Raw genomic sequence first — 15496 nt, 5'->3', positions numbered from 1 at the left:
ATGCGCAATATCAACACCCGCCAAAGCAAGCTGCGAATGACTGGCAGCTTGATTGACACATTTGGAAATTTCACCTTAACGTGAATGCGACGGTTCCCTTCGGGGATCAAAAGGGAATGCGGTGAGGGGGATCCCCCGATTCCGCGGCTGCCCCCGCAACTGTAAGCGGCGAGCCTGCGCCAAGAGCCACTGGGTGTTCACCTGGGAAGGCGGCGACAGGCAGTGACCCGCGAGCCAGGAGACCTGCCGCCAGTCGTGGTCACACGCGAGCACATTGGGCGGGGTGTCCTGGTGGAAGTCACACTGCCTGTTTGAAAGCGGCGGGGCGACTTGGTTTGCGGTGACGTGCCACGTAACCGCGAGTCCTGTTCATGACCTCCGTTTCTCCCGTCGCATTGAAGCGACATACTCCCTTTCTTTATTCTGTTGCTCTCTCCTGCTTGTTGTGTCCGAGCGAAAGCTGGTCGCAAACCTCACAGTCGAGCCAGACGCTCGATCCTGTTGTCGTTCAGCCGTCAGCGACGCCTCAGCGCGCACGCCGCGCCACGAACGGCAATGCATCGCGCGCTGCGCGCTCGCGGCAGCAGCGCAATGTCGCCGCCAATACCGGCGCGCCGGTTGCCACTCCGACAGGCCCCGTCTTCGCAGCGCCGACGCTCAACCTCACGGGCACCACATCCACCGGCAGCCGCCTCGGCCTGACGCGCCTGCAGACGCCGGCCAGCGTAGAGGTGATCTCGGCAGAAACCATGGCCGAGCGCGGCCAGCAGAACGTGCTCGACGCGGTGACGCAGAACGCCACCGGCATCACCGCCATCGGAGATCCCGGCAATGGCGGCGTCGCCTACAGCACCCGCGGCTTCTCCGGCACGGATTCGGTGAAGATACTGCTCGATGGCACGCGGCTCTATGTCGGCGCGGGCACCGTGAACTTTCCGTTCGACACCTGGTCCACCGAGCGTATCGAGGTGCTGCGCGGTCCGGCCTCCGTGATGTTCGGCGAAGGCGCGGTCGGCGGCGCGATCAACATCATCTCGAAGATGCCATCATGGATTCCGCGCAATCAGGCCGAGATATCGCTCGACAGCAACATGGAACGCCGCATCGCCGTGGACAGCGGCGGCCCGATCAACAAGGACGTCGCCTATCGCATCACCGCCACCGGCAACATGTCGGACGGCTGGGTCGACCGCGGCAACAGCTCGAACATAGCGCTGCATGCTGCCGTGCAGGTCAAGCAGACCGAAGACGTGGTCTGGACGATCTCGACCGACTACGGCGATCGCCAGCCGATGCGCTATTTCGGCACGCCGTTGATCAACGGCCAGTTCGATCCGGCGCTGCGCTTCAAGAACTACAATGTAGGCGACAGCACCATCCGCTGGCAGGATAGCTGGAATCAGGTGAAGACCGAGTGGCAAGTGGCCGACGGCATCTCGATCCGCAACACGTTGTACTACCTGTACAGCAAGCGGCACTGGAAAGAGCTCGAAAATTATGCGTTCAATCCGGCCACCGGCCTGATCGACCGCAGCACCTATCTGGAAATCTTCCACGACCAGCAACAGATCGGCGACCGCTTCGACGCCACGTTCAAGGGCCATGTGCTCGGGATGGCCAACGAATTCGTCGCCGGTTTCGACGTCAACCGCATAGATTTCAAGCGCTCGACCAACTCGCCCTATGGTGGATCGTCGTCGGTCGACGCCATCAATTTCAATCCTGGCCTGTACTTCAGTCCCGATCCGCTCACGTCGGACTTCTCCAGCGTGACCAACCAGTACGCGGTGTTCGCCGAGAACCGGTTGTCGGTCACCGAGCAACTGTCCTTGATCGCCGGCGTTCGCCAGGACCAACCGACCGTCGAGCGGACCGACGTTCGCAATGCCGCCAACAGCTACAGCCGGGACTATTCTTCGACCAGTTGGCGCGCCGGTGTGGTCTACACACCGATCAAGGATCTGGCCTTTTACGGCCAGTATTCGGTCGCAGCCGATCCTGTGGGCGGCCTAATCACGGCGAGCAACGCCAACGCCAAATTCGATCTGGCCACCGGCAAACAGGTGGAGATCGGCGTCAAGCAGTCGTTCTGGGGCGGCCGTGGCGAGTGGACGCTGGCGGGCTATCAGATCGTCAAGAACAACCTGCTGACGCCGGACCGAACTGACCCGACACTGACACGGGTCGTGCAGGTGGGCCAGCAGTCTTCGCGTGGCATCGAGGCCTCGATCGGCGTCGCGCTCGATTATGGCTGGCGCGTCGACGCCAACACCGCGTTCGTGCGCGCGAAATATGACGATTTCATCCAGAACGTGGGCGGCATCGCTGTGAACTACGCCGGCAACGTGCCGTTCAACGTGCCGCAGAACGTCACCAACGTCTGGGCAACCTGGGCCTTTGCGGCGAACTGGTCGGCCAATGCCGGCTTCCAGATCGTCGGCAAAACGTATGCAGACAATGCAAACACGCTGGAGATGCCGAGCTACACACTGGTCAATGCGGGCCTGCAGTGGAAGCCGGACGTCAACACCACGGTGTCACTGCGCGTCTACAACCTGTTCGACAAGATCTATGCGACGTCGAGCTACAGCGACAATCAGTGGATGCTCGGTATGCCGCGCACGGCTCAGCTCGCCGTCAATGTGAAGTTCTGAGCTTGTCGCGCAAGCTGACACGCACTCTCCGGCGGTGGCTGTATATCGGCCACCGCTGGGTCGGTATCGTCACCTGCCTCTTCTTCGCGATGTGGTTCATCTCCGGCGTGGTGATGATGTATGTCGCGTTTCCCGGCCTCTCCGATAAAGAGCGGCTGGCGGCATTGCCCGATATCGTCTGGGAGAAAGTGGCGCTCTCTCCCGACGAGGCGATGAGGGCTGCCGGTGCCGCGCGCTATCCGCGCGAATTGCGATTGAACATGGTTGCCGACGAGCCGGTGTATCGGTTGACTGGCTGGGACGGCAAACGACAGACCATCTCCGCCATCGATGGCCGCGCGATCACTGACGTCTCCGAACAACAGGCGCTTGCGGTTGCGCAGCATCATCCCGCAAGCAAGTTGCCTCAGCTCGAAGAGACCGTCGATCGCGATCAATGGAGTGTCACCGCACGCTATGATCCGCTGCGGCCATTGTATCTGATCACACTCGGCGACGACGCCGGCACCAAACTCTATGTCTCCTCACGCTCCGGCGAGATCGCACTCGATACCAACCGCACCGAACGCGTCTGGAACTGGCTCGGCTCGATCCCGCACTGGATCTATCCGACCGTGTTGCGCAAGGACGGCCCGCTGTGGCGGCTCGTCGTGTTGTGGATCTCCGGCATCTGCCTGATCGTCGGCGTTACCGGAATCTGGATCGGCATTTTGCGCGTGCGCCTCAAGCGGCGTTATGCGAGCGGCAACATCACGCCCTATCGCGGCTGGATGGCGTGGCATCACGTCACCGGACTGATCGCCGGCCTATTCGTGCTGACCTGGATGTTCTCGGGCTGGCTGTCGCTCGATCCCGGCCGCGTTTTTGCCGACCGCAATACGCCACGCGAGGTATTGCAACGCTATGCCGGCCACGACGCGCCTGATATCGCTGCGGCCATTCGCGCACCGGGGGACAAGGCCGCGGTCGAAGCGCGCTTCGTATGGATCGACGGCATGCCGCTGATGATCGTCGCGAAGCGCGACGGCACGAAGACGGTGATCGATCCGACAAGCGGCGAAATCGCAAGACTGCCGCAAGACCGCCTCTGGAACGCCGCAACAAAACTGCTTCCGGATTCGCGCCTCGAACGCCAGATAACCCTCGGAAAATACGACGCTTATTGGTACGCGCACCACAATGACCGCGAATTGCCGGTGTTACGCGCCAAATTCGATGACGACGCGCAAACCTGGTTTCACATCAGCCCGGTCACCGGCGACATTCTCGGCCGCGTCGACTCAAGCCGGCGTACCTATCGCTGGCTATTCAATGCGCTGCACAGTTTCGATTTTCAGCTGTTGTTGATGTATCGCCCGGCCTGGGACATCGTGGTGTGGCTGCTGTCGATTCTCGGCACCATCGTCTCGGCGAGCGGCGTCGTGATCGGCTGGCGCTATCTCAAGCGCTAAAGCGTTTTCGAGCGAAGTGGTCCCGGTTCGCGTGAAGAAAACGCGTCAAAACGAAAGACTCTAGACCGCGAGCGGCCGCGGCGGCTGACGCAATTGCTCCGGCGGATTCATCGGCTCCGGCGGGATCATGCCGATCAGCGCCTTGCGGTCGGCGACGGCGTTGTGGAATTGCTCGAGCGCAATATTGAAGGCTGTCAGCGTGCCTTCCTCAATGGCACCATGCTCGTAGCAATTCAGCGTATGACGCAGAATATCGTCGGCTTCCGCCTGCATCGTATCGAGCTCTTCGAGGGACTCGCTCTTGCGCGCGGCGGCAATCATGTCGAGCAGACGATCGCGCTCTGACACATTCACGTTGCGCTCATCCTTCTTCAGATAGCTCGCGAACCAGGCGCCGATCGAGCCCATCGCCGAGAGCCCCATCAGGCTCCACCAGATGTAATCGCTATAGCGATCGAGGAAGGTCTTTTCTTCACCATCCACATAGGCGGCCGCGCCGGGATGCACGGGGATCACCGCATCCTTATCGGTATCCGGCGTCTCGATCTTCGCCGCCAGCGGGAAGTCGTTGATGATCTGCTGACGGATCGCAAACAGCTGCCGCGTGAAGGCGGCGATGGTCACATCAGACAGGCTCTGCCGTGCCACGATGTGATGCGAAAAGCTGATGGTCTTGACGTCGTCGTCCGGCCGCGCCGGCGCGCCGCCGAATGCGCCTGCAGGAATTTCCGATGATTCATACATCGGGAAATTCTGCGCGATGGCTTCTGCGGAATCGATCGCGAGGAAGGTCGGCGTGCCATCGCGGCTCGAAGCCTGGATCGCATCATTGGTGATCTTGCTGTTCACCGGACCTGCCGCGATGAACGCATCGACCTTCTGGTCCTTCACGGCCTCAGCCACTTCGGTGGTCGAGAACTGCACGATGGTGACCTTGGCCGGATCGACGCCATATTGCCGCAGGATGATGTTCAGCAGGTTGACGTTGGCCTGCGTCTTGCCGATCACGCCGACGCGGCGTCCGGCGAGCTGCGAGAATTTGGTGATCTTCGGCCCGGATTTCTTGCCCTTGGCGGCCGGCGGCACCCAGATCACAGCAACGTTCTTGCGCAGCGTGGCGACGGCGCGCGCATTCTTTGGCACTTCGAGATCGCCGCGGATGATCGCGAGATCGGCCTTGCCATCCGCGAGCGCCTTGGCGCTGGCAGTGGCACCTTCGGTGAGGATCGGCCGCAAACGAACCGTATAGTGATCGCGCGAGAACGACTGCACCAGCGCCTGCACAACCTTCACGTCGTCGCTGTTCGGCGGACCGACGGCGATCCGCAGCGGCACCGGCTTCATGGCGAAGTAGTAAGCGCCTGCCACGGCTGCGACGATCGCCAACGTCCCGGCCAGCGTGATCAGCGTCATCTTGCGCCGGATCGACCGCGGTGACGGCGGCCCTATCGGCCCGATAACATCGGGACCGTCTGCCATGGATCTGGAAAACAATCGCTTCAAATTCATCTGCGCCAAATGGGTTCGAGCGACAATGTAGCAAAGTTTCGGGTCGACGCGCCGTTCCACCGGCAGCATGGTTACCGACGGGCTTGGTTACTTTCCTGCATGCGCGGCATTTGCTGCCTTATTGTGGCATGGATCCCAACTGTGTCACCGGGCGTTAGAGTAAAGTTCAAGTGAAGCAGGAGGTTGGCATGGTGGAACGACTCTCGGCCGAGGCCCGCAAGGCGGCGCTCAAGGAGCTCTCGGGCTGGAGCGAGGTTTCCGGGCGCGATGCCATCGCCCGGACCTTTACGTTCAAGGATTTCAACGAGGCCTTCGGCTTCATGGCGCGGGTCGCCCTGGTCGCCGAGAAGAGCGACCACCACCCGGAATGGCGCAATGTTTACAAGACAGTGGAGGTAGTACTCTCCACCCACGACGCCGACGGCGTCACCAAGCGCGATGTCGATCTGGCCAGGGCCATGAATACCATCGCCGGGCAACTCGGCCACTCCTGAGCGTTGCTGAATGTTGCGACGCCGGAGCCGGATCACCATTTACCGGAAAGGCTGCAAACTGCAGCCGCGAGGACATTGCCGATGGCAACCGACCACAGCGTGGGCTTCGAGCCAGCCGATGAACTGGCCAAAGACCGCGAAAGCGTGCGCAAGCAGTTCTGGCACAAGCTCAAGCGACTGGCGGTCAAACTGCCTTTCGCCGAAGACTTGCTGGCGGCTTACTACTGCGCCTTCGACCGGCAGACACCGCGCCATGTCCAGGCGGCGCTGCTCGGCGCCATCGCGTATTTCGTGCTGCCATTCGATTTCGTGCCGGACATGCTGCCCGTTCTGGGATTCACTGATGATGCCGCGGTGCTGGCCACCGCCTTGCGCATGGTGGCGAGCCACATCAACGCGGACCACCGCGAAGCCGCCAGAGCGGCCATCGCACGTGGATTGGCGAAGGGTGAAACGGACGCGTAATCCGCGTCCGCCTCATTCAGTTTATGGATGAAGGATCACTTTGCCCATGGCCTGACGGCCCGCCAGTACCTTCAACGCATCGGCTGTCTTGGCTAATGGGAAAGTCCTGTCGACATGGGATGAGATCTTCCCTTCGGCGGCCCACTTTACCAGCTTTTCCAGGTTGGCGCGGTTCTTTTCGGGATTCTGCCGTACCCAGGCGCCCCAGAACACGCCGCGGATGTCGCAGCCCTTCAGCAGCGCTAGATTAAGCGGCATCTTCGGAATGTCACCGGCGGCGAAGCCGATCACCAGGAAGCGGCCCTCCCAGGCGATGGCACGCAGCGAGGCTTCGGCATATTTGCCGCCCACCGGATCGAAGATGATGTCGACACCCTTGCCGTCCGTCAGCTTCTTCAGACCTTCCTTCAAATCTTCGGTCGCGTAGTTCAGGCCGATATCCGCGCCGTGCTTCTTGGCGAATTCCAGCTTCTCGTCCGACGATGCGCAGGCGATGACCTTGAGTCCCAAGAGCTTGCCGAGTTCGCAGGCCGCGAGCCCAGTGCCGCCCGCGGCGCCGAGCACGGCCAGCGTCTCGCCGGGCTTCGGGCTGGCGCGGTCTTCCAGCGCATGCAGCGCCGTGCCGTAAGTGATGATCACGCCGGCGGCGCGATCGAAATCGAGATTGTCGGGAATCTTCACGGCGGACGCCGCAGGCACCGCGATCTTTTCACGGGCGCCATTGTGGCCCACAGATGCGACCACACGGTCACCAACCTTGAGGCCGGTCACGCCGCTGCCGATGCTCTCGATCACACCAGCGACTTCCGCAGCCGGCGAGAACGGGAACGGCGGCTTGATCTGGTACTTGCCCTGGATCATCAGGATGTCGAAGAAATTCAGCGCCGCCGCCTTGATGGCGATAACGACCTGACCGTCACCGGCAACGGGATCATCGATATCGGCGAGAACGAGATCATCGGGTTCGCAGAATTGCGAGCAGAGAATGGCTTTCATCTGATCATCTGACCTTCGGCTTGAGACAGTTGAATGGAGTCATGCCGGATTTGACGGCGCGCTACAATCTGATTCGAGAAAAGGTAATTCCGCCACGCGGCCAACCGAGGAACCGTCCCATGTTCGAGACAACGCTGCTCGCCAACAAGCGCATTCTGGTCACCGGCGGCGGTTCCGGCCTCGGTGCGTCCATGAGTCGCCGCTTCGGAGAACTGGGTGCCGAGCTCATCATTTGCGGCCGCAGACTTGAATTGCTCGAACAAATTGCCGCGCAATTGCGTGCAGATTTCGGCGGCAAGGTGAGCGTCGCACGATGCGACATTCGTGACGCAGCGGCGGTCGAGGCGATGATGGAGACAATCTGGCGCGACGGGCCACTCGACGTCCTCGTCAACAATGCCGCGGCCACCTTCATCGCACAGAGCGAGCACCTCTCTGCCCGCGCCGCCGATGCGATCCTCGCACCGACGCTGCACGGCGCCATGTATTGCACCCTCGAAGCCGGACGGCGCTGGATCGCAGGACACCACAAGGGCGTCGTGCTGAGCATCCTCTCGACATCCACGATCACCGGGCGCGCCTTCACGGTGCCATCGGCGATGGCCAAATCTGGACTCCTTGCAATGACGAAGTCGCTCGCGGTGGAGTGGGGACCCAGAGGCATCCGCACCGTCGCGATCGCGCCCGGCCCGTTCCCCACCACCGGCGCGACCGGGCAGCTGCGGCCCGAGGGACGCGACAGCGGCCCTGCGGCGCAGAACCCGCTCGGCCGCGTCGGCGAACACAGCGAGCTCGCAAATCTCGCAAGCTTCCTGATTTCCGATCAGGCCGGCTATATCAATGGCGAGATGGTGGTGCAGGATGGGGGCGCACACCTGCGCGCATCTGGCGCAGAGGATCTGCTGCAGTGGAGCGATGCGCAGTGGGCAGCGCAGCGTGCGGCGCGTGCAAAAAACTGAGCAGAAAACTGAGGATGACTCCTGCGCCGTCAGCGCGCAGCAAGGCAAGGACTGCTATCCTTGCGGGAGTCGCGTCTGCCTTTTCAAGAAAGCGATTTGCGGATATGGCAGACATCGTGACGTCAGCGATTCCAGATCGTCTTGGTAAAGCCGTCTTGTTGCGAGCCATCTTCCAGTCACAATGATAGAGGATCGAGACTTGATGTCCGTGCGGCGATTCCTGACAGTTGTGTCGATGAGTGTAGCGATGGTCGGTATCTCCGATCTTGCGCAGGCGCAGAGCGCTGCATCGAAGGGCAAGGCCGCCGCACCGAAGGCAGCGCCCACACCGGCAAAGCCAGCAGCCGCGGCGCCTGCTGCAGCGGGTGGCGCCGAGCCCACGCTGGTCGGACAGTTCGGCTCGTGGGGCGCCTACACCGCGACACCGAACGGCAAGAAAGTCTGCTTTGCTCTGGCCAAGCCGGCGTCGTCAAAGACCAATCCGGCGAACCGCCCGCGCGATCCCGCTTACGCCTTCGTCTCGACCCGCCCGGCCGAGAAGGTGACCAACGAAGTCTCGATCATGATCGGCTATCAGTTGAAGCCGGGCTCCGAGTCCACGCTGGAAGTCGGCGGCGCGCGCTATGCGATGTATACGCAGGGCGACGGGCTCTGGATCAAGAATGCCGCCGAAGAAGAGCGCATGGTGGAAGCCCTGCGCAAGGCGGCCGACGTGACCGTGAAGGGCGTCTCCGCCAAGGGCACCGAGACCACCGACACGTTTTCGCTGAAGGGCCTGGCCCAGGCGCTGGACCGGCTGGCGCAGGATTGCCGGCGGTAATTGCCGCCAAACACCGGCTAAATCCTTGTCGCCGTTAATATTGCCGCATTTCGCGCCTTTTCATTCGGGCGCGAAAAGCTTATTTGAGGTCGGCCTGTTTAAGGCCTGATTTCCCGCGACATCATAGATCGAACGCCATGACCCCCGTTTCAGCCGAGGCAAGTGCTTCCGTATCAAGCTCCGCCATCGACGCTTCCCGCGCATTGCCCGCGGGCGAGATGCCGCTGGAGAAGATCGCCACCGAGACCTATGTGCCGCTGGCCAAGCCGTCCCTGATCGGCCTGTCGCGCACGGAAATCGCGGAAAAGCTCGGTTCCATCGGCGTGGCGCCGGCCCAGCGCAAGATGCGGACGCAACAGATCTGGCACTGGATGTATGTCCGGGGCGTCCAGACCTTCGCCGAAATGTCCAGTATTTCCAAAGGCATGCGCGAAGACCTCGAGAAGCATTTCACGGTGGCACGGCCCGAGGTCGTGGTCGAGCAGATCTCCAATGACGGCACCCGGAAATGGCTGCTGCGGCTGCCTTCAGGTACCGCCGGCGAGAAGGCCCACGAGGTCGAGTGCGTCTATATCCCCGAAACCGACCGCGGCACGCTCTGCGTCTCGTCGCAGGTCGGCTGCACCCTGAACTGCTCGTTCTGCCACACCGGTACCCAGCGGCTGGTGCGCAACCTGACGGCCGGCGAAATCGTCGGCCAGATCATGGTTGCCCGCGACCGCCTCAACGACTGGGCCGACAGGGAAACGCCAGACGGCAACCGCCGCGTCACCAATATCGTGATGATGGGCATGGGCGAGCCGCTCTACAATTTCGATGCGGTGCGCGACGCGCTGCTGATCGTGTCGGACAATGAAGGCATCGGCATCTCGCGCCGGCGCATCACTTTGTCGACCTCCGGCGTGGTGCCGAACATCAAACGCACCGGCGACGAGATCGGCGTGATGCTGGCGATCTCGCTACATGCGGTGCGCGATGAACTCCGCAACGAGCTGGTGCCGCTGAACAAGAAATATCCGCTCGAAGAACTGATGCAGGCCTGCCGCGATTATCCCGGCGCCTCCAACGCACGGCGCATCACCTTCGAATATGTGATGCTGAAAGGCGTTAACGACTCGCTCGAGGACGCCAAGCTGCTGGTGAAGATGCTCAAGGGCATCCATGCCAAGATCAACCTGATCCCGTTCAATCCGTGGCCCGGCACGCGCTACGAATGTTCGGACTGGGACCAGATCGAGAAGTTCTCCGAATATATCTTCAATGCCGGCTATTCCTCGCCGGTGCGGACGCCGCGCGGCCGCGACATTCTCGCGGCCTGCGGCCAGTTGAAGTCGGAGACCGAGAAACTGTCGGTGCGCGAGCGTCAGGCTTTGCGCGCGATGGCGATGACGGACTGACAGTGGCGCTGATCGGCCGCCTGTTCGTCATCTTTCTCGGCTTCTGCGCCGCCTGTCTCGTCGGCGGCGCGATCGTGGTGTTTTCGATCCTGTTTCCGGAACTCAGCGCGCTCGATACCGGCGTCATCGATCCCAACACGATCAATATTCTGCTGGGCTTCGGCTTCGTCTTCATCAGCGGCTTTGCGCTGATCCCGGCGATACTTGTGGTCCTCATTACCGAGGCTTTCTACATTCGCAGCGTCATCGTCTATGCGCTCGGCGGCGCGGCGGTCGGGCTCGCCTGTTATCTCGGCCTGATCCCCTATGACCCTGCCACGATGAGTTTCGACGGCATTGTACGTCGGCATCTCGAAGTCATGACCGGCGCGGGTATCGTTGCCGGACTGATCTACTGGGTGATCGCGGGCCGCAATGCCGGCGCCTGGCGGCAGCCACGGCGCGCACCACCGCAGCCCGATGTCGCGGCCGGCCCCTAGTGCACTGCCTTTCCTTCAACTCCTGCCTCGGTTAAACCGCCCGCCATGAACCGGACCGGACTCCTCATCGCGCTTGGGCTGTTTGCCGCCATTGCCATTATCTTCGGAGTCTGGCCCGACCTCGACCTCAAGCTCGCGGCACTGTTCTACGATCCCGAGACCAGACGCTTCCCCACGACGTCGCTGCCCTATGCGCAATTCGCCCGCGATGCGGCGATGTGGATCGCATGGGCCTTTGTCGCGCCCTCGATCCTCGCGCTGATCGTGAAGCTGATCTGGCCGAACCGGCCACTGCTGGTGAAGGGCCGCACCATGGCCTTCCTGATCCTCACCATGCTGATGTCGGCCGGGGTCCTGACCAATCTGACCTTCAAGACCTTCTGGGGCCGCCCGCGGCCGGTGATGGTCTCCGAATTCAATGGCCCCTGGCAATACAAGGCCTGGTGGGATCCGACCGGCCAATGCGGCCGCAACTGCTCGTTCTTCTCGGGTGAGGGCGCCACGGCCTTCTGGACCTATGCTCCGGCCGCGCTCGCGCCGCCCTCGGTGCGGCCCTACGCCTATGTGGCAGCGACGGTGTTCGGAATCGCCACCTCGGGCTGGCGGATGGCTTTCGGCGGCCATTTCTTTACCGACGTGACCATCGCCGGCCTCGTGTCGTTCGTGGTTATCTGGTTGATTCACGGATGGATTTACCGCTGGCCCTCGACCCGGATGACGGATGAGGATGTCGATCGCTGGCTGACCAGGATCGCCTGGCCCGGCTATCGCTGGCGCCTGCGCATGATCGGGCGGCAGCCAAAGCCGTCTTTCGTCAACCGGATCACCGAGCAGCACCACGATTGAGCGGCCTCAAGCGGATGCCGCGTTGACGCGCTTTGCCCGGCCGGGCTATCGCTGGCCGCAGAAATTGCCCCGATTGGACGTTCCATGACCACGATCTTGAAGAGCCTGCCCAAGGGCAAAAACGTCGGCATCGCTTTCTCCGGCGGCCTCGACACGTCAGCGGCGCTGCTCTGGATGAAGCAGAAGGGCGCCAAGGTCTTTGCCTATACCGCCAATCTCGGCCAGCCTGACGAAGCCGACTACGACGAGATTCCCCGCAAGGCGATGGAGTTCGGCGCCGAGAAGGCGCGCCTCGTCGATTGTCGCGCCCAGCTGGTCCATGAAGGCATCGCCGCGATTCAAGCCGGCGCCTTCCATGTCTCGACCGGCGGCATCGCCTATTTCAACACCACGCCGCTCGGGCGCGCCGTCACCGGCACGATGCTGGTCTCGGCCATGAAGGAAGACGGCGTCAATATCTGGGGCGATGGCTCGACCTATAAGGGCAACGATATCGAGCGGTTCTACCGCTACGGATTGCTGACCAATCCGGAGCTGAAGATCTACAAGCCCTGGCTCGACGATCAATTCATCGACGAACTGGGCGGCCGCGCCGAAATGTCGGCCTTCATGACCGCCCACGGCTTCGCCTACAAGATGAGCGCCGAGAAGGCGTATTCGACCGACAGCAACCTGCTCGGCGCAACGCACGAAGCCAAGGATCTCGAACAGCTCGACAGCGGCATCAAGATCGTCAACCCGATCATGGGCGTGCCGTTCTGGCGCGACGACTGCGCCGTCAAGGCCGAGAAGGTCGTGGTGCGGTTTGTGGATGGCCAGCCGGTTGCGCTGAACGGCCAGACCTTCACCGATCCTGTCGCGCTGTTCCTGGAGGCCAATGTGATCGGTGGCCGCCATGGCCTCGGCATGAGCGACCAGATCGAGAATCGGATCATCGAGGCGAAGAGCCGCGGCATCTACGAGGCGCCGGGCATGGCGCTGCTGCACATCGCCTATGAGCGTCTCGTGACCGGCATCCACAACGAAGACACCATCGAGCAGTATCGCATGAGCGGCATGAAGCTCGGCCGGCTGCTCTATCAGGGCCGCTGGTTCGATTCCCAGGCCTTGATGCTGCGCGAGACCGCGCAGCGCTGGGTGGCCCGCGCGATCACCGGCGAGGTGACGCTCGAGCTGCGCCGCGGCAACGACTACTCGATCCTGAACACCGAGAGCCCCAACCTGACCTATGCACCGGAGCGGCTCAGCATGGAGAAGGTCGAGGATGCGCCGTTCACGCCTGCAGACCGCATCGGCCAGCTCACCATGCGCAATCTCGACATCACCGATACCCGCGCCAAGCTGGATCTGTATTCGAAGACGGGTCTATTGAGCGCCGGTGAGGGGTCAAACATTCCGAAGCTCGAGAACGACAAGAGCTGAATTGCGCGGTGCGGCTGTGACAAGTAAGGCGGGTTAGGCGAAGCCGTAGCCCGCCGATCGTCGTTACAGCCTCGGCGGTGGATTACGCTTCGCTAATCTGCCCTACGATCTAGCGGCCGGATGTCGTCGTCACGTCATCCGGCCGTCGTATTGGAAGGACATCGCCTCACGCAGGCTCTCGCTCGGGACGTCCACCATGAGAAACACGTCGTTGCTGGCCGCGTTTGCGGCTTTTTTCATGAGCGCGCCAATCTGCGCGCAGACGATCTATCCGCTCGACCGCGCTGATATCCTCGCGGGCGCGAAATTCGACTTCAAGGTCGAGTTTCCCGAACTCGTTCAGGTCACCGACATCAAGGTGACGATCAACGGCGCCGATCAGACCGCAGCGTTCGGCAAATCCGCTGATTACATCGCGAAGGAAGACGGCAAGGATCAGTCCGCGCTGCTGCTGCGCGACGTGACGCTCGATAGAGCCGGGACTTACAAGATCGAAGTCAGCGACGGCGTGCGCAGCCGCGCGGTGACGTGGAACGTCTACGACACTGGCCCGCGCAAGGCGAAGAACGTGATCCTGTTCATCGGCGACGGCATGTCGCTAGCGCATCGCGTCGGCGCACGCTTGCTGTCGAAGGGCATTTCCGAAGGCAAGAGCCGCGGCAAGCTCGCGATGGACGACATGCCGCATATGGCGATGGTAGCAACGGCGGGCTCCGACTCCATCATCACCGACTCCGCGAATTCAGCCAGCGCCTATGCCACCGGCCACAAGACCGCGACCAATGCGATGGGCGTCTATGCGGATCGCACCGCGAATGTATTCGACGACCCGCAGGTCGAAACCATCACCAGCCTCGCGAAGCGCAAGCTCGATCTGGCGATCGGCATCGTCACCAATACCGAGGTCGAGGACGCGACGCCCGCCGCAATGATCGCGCATACCCGCCGCCGCGCGGCCTATGACGAGATCGTTGCGCAGTTCCTTGCGGCCAAGCCGGACGTATTGATGGGCGGCGGCGCAGCGAATTTTCTGCCGCAGGCGGCCACGGCCTCGAAGCGCAAGGATGACATCGACTATGTCGCGCGATTTCGCGATGCCGGTTATTCGGTGGCGACCACGGCGCCCGAACTGAACGGCCTCGCCAAGAAGCCGGAGACGCGCAAGCTGCTTGGACTTTTTACGCCTGGCAATATGGACGGCGTACTGGACCGCAAGTTTCTCGGCGGCGGCGGCGTGAAGAAATTTCCGCAGCAGCCTGATTTGACCGAGCAGGTGCATGGCGCGCTCAAGATCCTGTCGCGCAACGACAACGGCTTCTTCCTGATGGTCGAGTCCGGCTTGATCGACAAATACGCCCATCTGCTCGACATGGACCGCGCCGTCTATGACGTCATCATGCTCGACAATGCCGTGAAGCTGGCGCGCGACTGGGCCGCCAAGCGCGGCGACGATACGCTGATCCTTGTCGTCTCCGACCACAGCCATCCCAACAGTCTCGTCGGCACCGTCAATGACGACATGAGCAAGGAGTCAAACCTGCCGCTGCGCGAACGGCTTGGCGTCTATGAGAAGGCCGGGTTCCCGAACTATCCCGCGCCGGACGCCGAAGGCTATCCATCGCGCGTCGATGTCAGCCGGCGGCTTGCGATCATGTCGGCGAGCCTTCCCGATCACTACGAGACGCTGCGGCCGAAGCTCGACAACCCGAACGCTCCGACTGAGAAAGGCGACGAGCCCGGAACTTTCAAGGCCAACGAGAAATACAAGAATGCGCCCGGCAGCATGCTGCGGCTCGGCAACCTGCCGGCAATGATGGGCGCCAGCGTGCATTCCGGCGAGGACGTGATCCTCACCGCCACCGGTCCCGGCAGCGACCGCGTGAAGGGCGCGATGGATAATACGGAAGTGTTTCGCGTGATGGCGGACGCGTTGGGATTGGGTGTGAAGAAGTAACGGAGCTCCGCTTATCCCTCCCCCTAGCGTGGCGTAGCCACGCTAGGGGG

Annotated in this window: 13 protein-coding genes and 1 riboswitch; of the genes, 11 read left to right on the top strand and 2 right to left on the bottom strand. The window is 62.2% G+C overall.

The features are described 5' to 3' along the window. Nucleotides 1-73 precede the first annotated feature (73 nt). A riboswitch (cobalamin riboswitch) is annotated at nt 74-265 on the top strand. Between the two features lie 106 nt (nt 266-371). After that, complete coding sequence (locus AB7828_RS22310) at nt 372-2654, top strand: TonB-dependent receptor (RefSeq protein ID WP_309941160.1); 2283 nt, start codon at nt 372-374, stop codon at nt 2652-2654. A 2-nt stretch (nt 2655-2656) separates the two neighbouring features. Further along, nucleotides 2657-4105 (top strand): PepSY domain-containing protein, encoded by a 1449-nt coding sequence (locus AB7828_RS22305; RefSeq protein ID WP_441231180.1) that lies wholly within the window; start codon nt 2657-2659, stop codon nt 4103-4105. 60 nt (nt 4106-4165) lie between these two features. Here AB7828_RS22305 and AB7828_RS22300 read toward each other — a convergent pair whose 3' ends face one another. Continuing rightward, complete coding sequence (locus AB7828_RS22300) at nt 4166-5584, bottom strand: TAXI family TRAP transporter solute-binding subunit (protein ID WP_089266522.1); 1419 nt, start codon at nt 5582-5584, stop codon at nt 4166-4168. A gap of 200 nt (nt 5585-5784) precedes the next feature. On the opposite strand from AB7828_RS22300, the gene AB7828_RS22295 reads away from it, so the two are divergent. Continuing rightward, nucleotides 5785-6108, top strand: a complete 324-nt coding sequence (locus AB7828_RS22295) for a 4a-hydroxytetrahydrobiopterin dehydratase (protein ID WP_256461208.1) — start codon at nt 5785-5787, stop codon at nt 6106-6108. Between the two features lie 81 nt (nt 6109-6189). After that, on the top strand, nt 6190-6573 hold the full coding sequence (locus tag AB7828_RS22290; protein WP_231078525.1) for a YkvA family protein: 384 nt from the start codon (nt 6190-6192) through the stop codon (nt 6571-6573). Between the two features lie 21 nt (nt 6574-6594). Here the strand turns inward: AB7828_RS22290 and AB7828_RS22285 are convergent, their stop codons facing one another. Then, the gene (locus AB7828_RS22285) at nt 6595-7569 is read right to left on the bottom strand and encodes an NADPH:quinone oxidoreductase family protein (protein ID WP_315840071.1); all 975 of its coding nucleotides are present in this window, start codon (nt 7567-7569) and stop codon (nt 6595-6597) included. Nucleotides 7570-7688: 119 nt separating this feature from the next. Between AB7828_RS22285 and AB7828_RS22280 the strand changes: the two genes are divergently transcribed. The 7 genes from AB7828_RS22280 (at nt 7689) to AB7828_RS22250 (ending at nt 15446) form a co-directional block, all read left to right on the top strand. Next, on the top strand, nt 7689-8528 hold the full coding sequence (locus AB7828_RS22280) for an SDR family oxidoreductase (RefSeq protein WP_441231179.1): 840 nt from the start codon (nt 7689-7691) through the stop codon (nt 8526-8528). 202 nt (nt 8529-8730) lie between these two features. Continuing rightward, nucleotides 8731-9348, top strand: a complete 618-nt coding sequence (locus AB7828_RS22275) for an invasion associated locus B family protein (protein ID WP_170849636.1) — start codon at nt 8731-8733, stop codon at nt 9346-9348. 218 nt (nt 9349-9566) lie between these two features. Continuing rightward, nucleotides 9567-10745 carry a 23S rRNA (adenine(2503)-C(2))-methyltransferase RlmN gene (gene rlmN, locus AB7828_RS22270; protein WP_441232294.1) on the top strand — a complete coding sequence of 393 codons (1179 nt, stop codon included), beginning with the start codon at nt 9567-9569 and terminating at the stop codon, nt 10743-10745. A 2-nt stretch (nt 10746-10747) separates the two neighbouring features. Then, nucleotides 10748-11224 carry a hypothetical protein gene (locus AB7828_RS22265; RefSeq protein ID WP_175369467.1) on the top strand — a complete coding sequence of 159 codons (477 nt, stop codon included), beginning with the start codon at nt 10748-10750 and terminating at the stop codon, nt 11222-11224. A gap of 45 nt (nt 11225-11269) precedes the next feature. Then, a complete protein-coding gene (locus AB7828_RS22260; RefSeq protein ID WP_439060345.1) occupies nt 11270-12070 on the top strand; it encodes a phosphatase PAP2 family protein in 801 nt (266 codons plus the stop codon). A gap of 84 nt (nt 12071-12154) precedes the next feature. Then, the gene (argG, locus tag AB7828_RS22255) at nt 12155-13492 is read left to right on the top strand and encodes an argininosuccinate synthase (protein WP_439060344.1); all 1338 of its coding nucleotides are present in this window, start codon (nt 12155-12157) and stop codon (nt 13490-13492) included. 196 nt (nt 13493-13688) lie between these two features. After that, the gene (locus tag AB7828_RS22250; protein WP_441231178.1) at nt 13689-15446 is read left to right on the top strand and encodes an alkaline phosphatase; all 1758 of its coding nucleotides are present in this window, start codon (nt 13689-13691) and stop codon (nt 15444-15446) included. The last annotated feature ends 50 nt before the right edge of the window (nt 15447-15496 follow it).

Source organism: Tardiphaga sp. 215_C5_N2_1 (assembly GCF_052076055.1).
GTDB lineage: Bacteria > Pseudomonadota > Alphaproteobacteria > Rhizobiales > Xanthobacteraceae > Tardiphaga > Tardiphaga robiniae.
The sequence above is the reverse complement of the archived record's forward strand: the minus strand, read 5'-3'. Positions and strand labels throughout refer to the sequence as shown.

What these genes read in the sequence shown, in the direction of transcription:
- AB7828_RS22310 (WP_309941160.1), top strand. Translation starts at nt 372, where the DNA reads ATGACCTCCGTTTCTCCCGTCGCATTGAAGCGACATACTCCCTTTCTT.
- AB7828_RS22300 (WP_089266522.1), bottom strand. Translation starts at nt 5,584, where the DNA reads ATGGCAGACGGTCCCGATGTTATCGGGCCGATAGGGCCGCCGTCACCG.
- AB7828_RS22290 (WP_231078525.1), top strand. Translation starts at nt 6,190, where the DNA reads ATGGCAACCGACCACAGCGTGGGCTTCGAGCCAGCCGATGAACTGGCC.
- AB7828_RS22285 (WP_315840071.1), bottom strand. Translation starts at nt 7,569, where the DNA reads ATGAAAGCCATTCTCTGCTCGCAATTCTGCGAACCCGATGATCTCGTT.
- AB7828_RS22280 (WP_441231179.1), top strand. Translation starts at nt 7,689, where the DNA reads ATGTTCGAGACAACGCTGCTCGCCAACAAGCGCATTCTGGTCACCGGC.
- AB7828_RS22275 (WP_170849636.1), top strand. Translation starts at nt 8,731, where the DNA reads ATGTCCGTGCGGCGATTCCTGACAGTTGTGTCGATGAGTGTAGCGATG.
- rlmN (WP_441232294.1), top strand. Translation starts at nt 9,567, where the DNA reads ATGCCGCTGGAGAAGATCGCCACCGAGACCTATGTGCCGCTGGCCAAG.
- AB7828_RS22260 (WP_439060345.1), top strand. Translation starts at nt 11,270, where the DNA reads ATGAACCGGACCGGACTCCTCATCGCGCTTGGGCTGTTTGCCGCCATT.
- argG (WP_439060344.1), top strand. Translation starts at nt 12,155, where the DNA reads ATGACCACGATCTTGAAGAGCCTGCCCAAGGGCAAAAACGTCGGCATC.
- AB7828_RS22250 (WP_441231178.1), top strand. Translation starts at nt 13,689, where the DNA reads ATGAGAAACACGTCGTTGCTGGCCGCGTTTGCGGCTTTTTTCATGAGC.